The 2758-nt window shown below is 68.0% G+C and carries 4 protein-coding genes; 3 read left to right on the top strand and 1 reads right to left on the bottom strand.

The window, feature by feature from the left end; translation table 11 throughout:
- Positions 1–251 precede the first annotated feature (251 nt).
- The 3 genes from FV220_RS24655 (at position 252) to yciA (ending at position 1546) form a co-directional block, all read left to right on the top strand.
- Complete coding sequence (locus FV220_RS24655) at positions 252–437, top strand: DUF1508 domain-containing protein (protein WP_018043081.1); 186 nt, start codon at positions 252–254, stop codon at positions 435–437.
- A gap of 179 nt (positions 438–616) precedes the next feature.
- Positions 617–916 (top strand): hypothetical protein, encoded by a 300-nt coding sequence (locus FV220_RS24650; RefSeq protein ID WP_147833543.1) that lies wholly within the window; start codon positions 617–619, stop codon positions 914–916.
- Positions 917–1132: 216 nt separating this feature from the next.
- A complete protein-coding gene (gene yciA / locus FV220_RS24645) occupies positions 1133–1546 on the top strand; it encodes an acyl-CoA thioester hydrolase YciA (protein ID WP_018043079.1) in 414 nt (137 codons plus the stop codon).
- Positions 1547–1564: 18 nt separating this feature from the next.
- On the opposite strand, the gene FV220_RS24640 is transcribed toward yciA, so the two are convergent.
- Positions 1565–2713, bottom strand: a complete 1149-nt coding sequence (locus tag FV220_RS24640) for a putative zinc-binding peptidase (protein WP_056141488.1) — start codon at positions 2711–2713, stop codon at positions 1565–1567.
- Positions 2714–2758: the final 45 nt, after the last annotated feature.

Here is a 2758-nt window from a genome sequence, read left to right as displayed (position 1 = left end):
GCCGATGGCACGGCCTTCGCCGCCGGCAGCAATGCCGGCGGCGAAGGCCGTGCCATCGGCTGGCTCGATCACTTCCCGCGTTCCTGATCTCACTTAACGCTTCGACGGTCGGGTTCGCCCGGCCCGACGCCGCCCCGGATCGTCCGGGGCGGCGTTGTCGTGTCCGGGCTCGCTGCCGGGACGGGATTGCCGACGGGCGATTCCGCGCCATCTGACCCTATGGCGGTCATCGCCGCGAGGGAGGCGTGGACATGCGTTTCGAACTCTACCGGGATTCGGGTGGCGAGTGGCGCTGGCGCCTCCGTGTCACCAACGGCAACGTCATCGCCGATTCGGCCGAGGGTTATGCCCGCCGGGAAGATTGCGAGCACGGCATCACCCTGGTGAAGGGCTCGGCCGAGGCCAGCGTGGTCGACATGACGCTGAAGATCGCCTGACCCGTCCACCCGGCCCCGCTCGGGCGAAGGCCGTTCGCCACAAGGCTAACCGTTAAGCTTGCCGGCAGGGGGCATGAAACGGTTTGCCGATTCCGTGAGTTCGGCTGACGGCCAAGCATGCATTCCCGCGCGTGCCGTCGTATCATCACCGTCGTTCGATCATCTGAGGAGTCATGAACGTGTTGAGGAAACTCCTTCTGGCCGCATTGCTGGCCCTGGGCTTCGCCGCCCTGGCCCCCCAGGGCGCTTCGGCCGCGCCCATCGGCCCGGTTTCCGCACTTCAGAGCGAGGCCGCACCGGCCGTCGTCGAGAAGGCGCAGTATTACTACCGCCGGCCGTATTACCGTCGCCCGTTCTACGGTCGCCCCTATTACGCCCGCCCGTATTACCGTCGTCCGTACTTCGCGCCGCGTCCGTTCTACCGTCGCCCGTACTACGCCCCGCGCCGGTTCTACGGCCCGCGTCGCTTCTACTACTGAGTCGGCCACGCCGGCCGGTTTCGAGGCCCGGTCGTCCCCTTCGGGACGACCGGGCTTTTTCTTGACCTGACGCCACCTCTCGGCCGATGCAGGAGGCCAAGCCGCGCCTCGGACGAACCAAGGCCGCGCCTCGGACGAACCAAGGCCGCGCCTCGGACGAACCAAGGCCGCGCCTCGGACGAACCAAGGCCGGCGGCGATCAGGGTGGAGACCGCAATGGGCGAGACCAGCGATCCGCGTGGGGACCTCACGGTGCGCACCATCGCGATGCCGGCCGACACCAACGCCAATGGCGACATCTTCGGCGGCTGGGTGATGTCGCAGATGGACCAGGCCGGGGGCATCGCCGGCGTCGATCAGGCGCAGGGCCGCGTGGTCACCGTGGCCGTCGATGCGATGACCTTCATCCGCCCGGTGCGGGTGGGCGACGTGCTCTGCGTCTATACCCGGGTGGAGAGTGTCGGCCGCACCTCCATGAAGATCCAGGTCGAGGCCTGGGCCCGGCGCTTCCGCACCAAGCTGCGCGAGAAGGTCACCGAGGCGACCTTCACCTTCGTGGCCATCGACGACGACGGTCGCCCGCGCCGGCTTCCCAAGCCGGAGCCGGAGAGTTCTTCGCCGGAGCCGTGAGGACCTGAGAGGCGGGCATCAAACGTTCGGAGGGGCCACGCGCTGGCGCAGGCCGGTGATGACGGCCTTCAGGACGTCGGAATCGACCTGATGCCCCGTGGCCGAACGGACGGCGTCGACCCGGTCGTGGACGAAGGCGAGTTTGGCGATGACGGCCGGGGTCAGCTTGAAGGGATAGAGCGCCGGCTGCCCCATGCTCCGGCTGAGGGAATTCACCGCGTAGGTCAGTGGCAGCCAGACCGAGACCAGCCGGTCGAGGTCGGGGGACTGGTACGGATCGAAATCGATCACCACGGCCTCCGGCGCGCTGCTGCGCAGGCGCGGTCTCAGATGGAGCTCGAAGGCGCTCGCCGTCTCCACCGTGTCGACGATGTGGAGGTAATGCGCCCAGGTCTCGGCGAAATCCTCCCACGGGTGGCTGGTGGCGTAGGCGCTGACGTAGGATTCCTGCCAGTCTGGCGGCGCGCCCTGGGCATAGTAGCGCTGCAGGGCCATGCCGTAGCTGGCGCGCTCGTCTCCGAACAGGTCGCGGAACGCCCAGATGCTCGGGTCGTAGCGGACCAGGACGTTCCAGAAATAATGCCCGATCTCGTGGCGGAAATGCCCGAGAAGCGTGCGGTAATACTCGCCGAACAGCATCCGCCGGCGCTCGCGCTCGACGTCGTCGGCCTCGGCGATGTTGAGGGTGATGAGGCCGCTGCGATGCCCGGTGAGGACGGGCGGGCCGACGCTGTAGCTCTCGGCCGGATCCACCAGGAAATCGAAGGCGAGGCCCGTGGCCGGGTTCTCCTCCCGCGTCATCAGGGGCAGGTCCAGGCGCAGGAGCGAGTAGAACAACCGGTGCTTGGCCGCCTCGATCTGGCGCCAGCGGGTGAGGTTCCAGTCGAGGGTCAGGTCCGGGACAACGCGGTTGTGCCGGCAGGAGGTACAGTAGCGGTCCGCGCTGTCCTCCGGCACCAGCCAGTTGCACGCGTGGTAATCGGCATTCGCGCAGAAGCGGTACTTTTGGGCCGGGTCGGCATAGGCGTGCCAGACCGAACCGGAGGGTTCGAGGGCCGACATCTCATGCGACTGGCAGACATAGCCGAGCCGCCGCTGGCAGCTGTCGCATTCCGTGCTCTCGAAGCTCACCGGCTGGTCGCAGGCCTGGCACTGAAAGACCTTCATCGGGCGGCCGCGCCCGCCGGACGGACGCCGCGGAGGGCGAGCGGG

This window comes from Methylobacterium sp. WL19 (assembly GCF_008040005.1).
Lineage (GTDB): Bacteria > Pseudomonadota > Alphaproteobacteria > Rhizobiales > Beijerinckiaceae > Methylobacterium > Methylobacterium bullatum.
This window is presented reverse-complemented; position numbering and strand designations above follow the sequence as displayed.

What these genes read in the sequence shown, in the direction of transcription:
- FV220_RS24655 (WP_018043081.1), top strand. Translation starts at nt 252, where the DNA reads ATGCGTTTCGAACTCTACCGGGATTCGGGTGGCGAGTGGCGCTGGCGC.
- yciA (WP_018043079.1), top strand. Translation starts at nt 1,133, where the DNA reads ATGGGCGAGACCAGCGATCCGCGTGGGGACCTCACGGTGCGCACCATC.
- FV220_RS24640 (WP_056141488.1), bottom strand. Translation starts at nt 2,713, where the DNA reads ATGAAGGTCTTTCAGTGCCAGGCCTGCGACCAGCCGGTGAGCTTCGAG.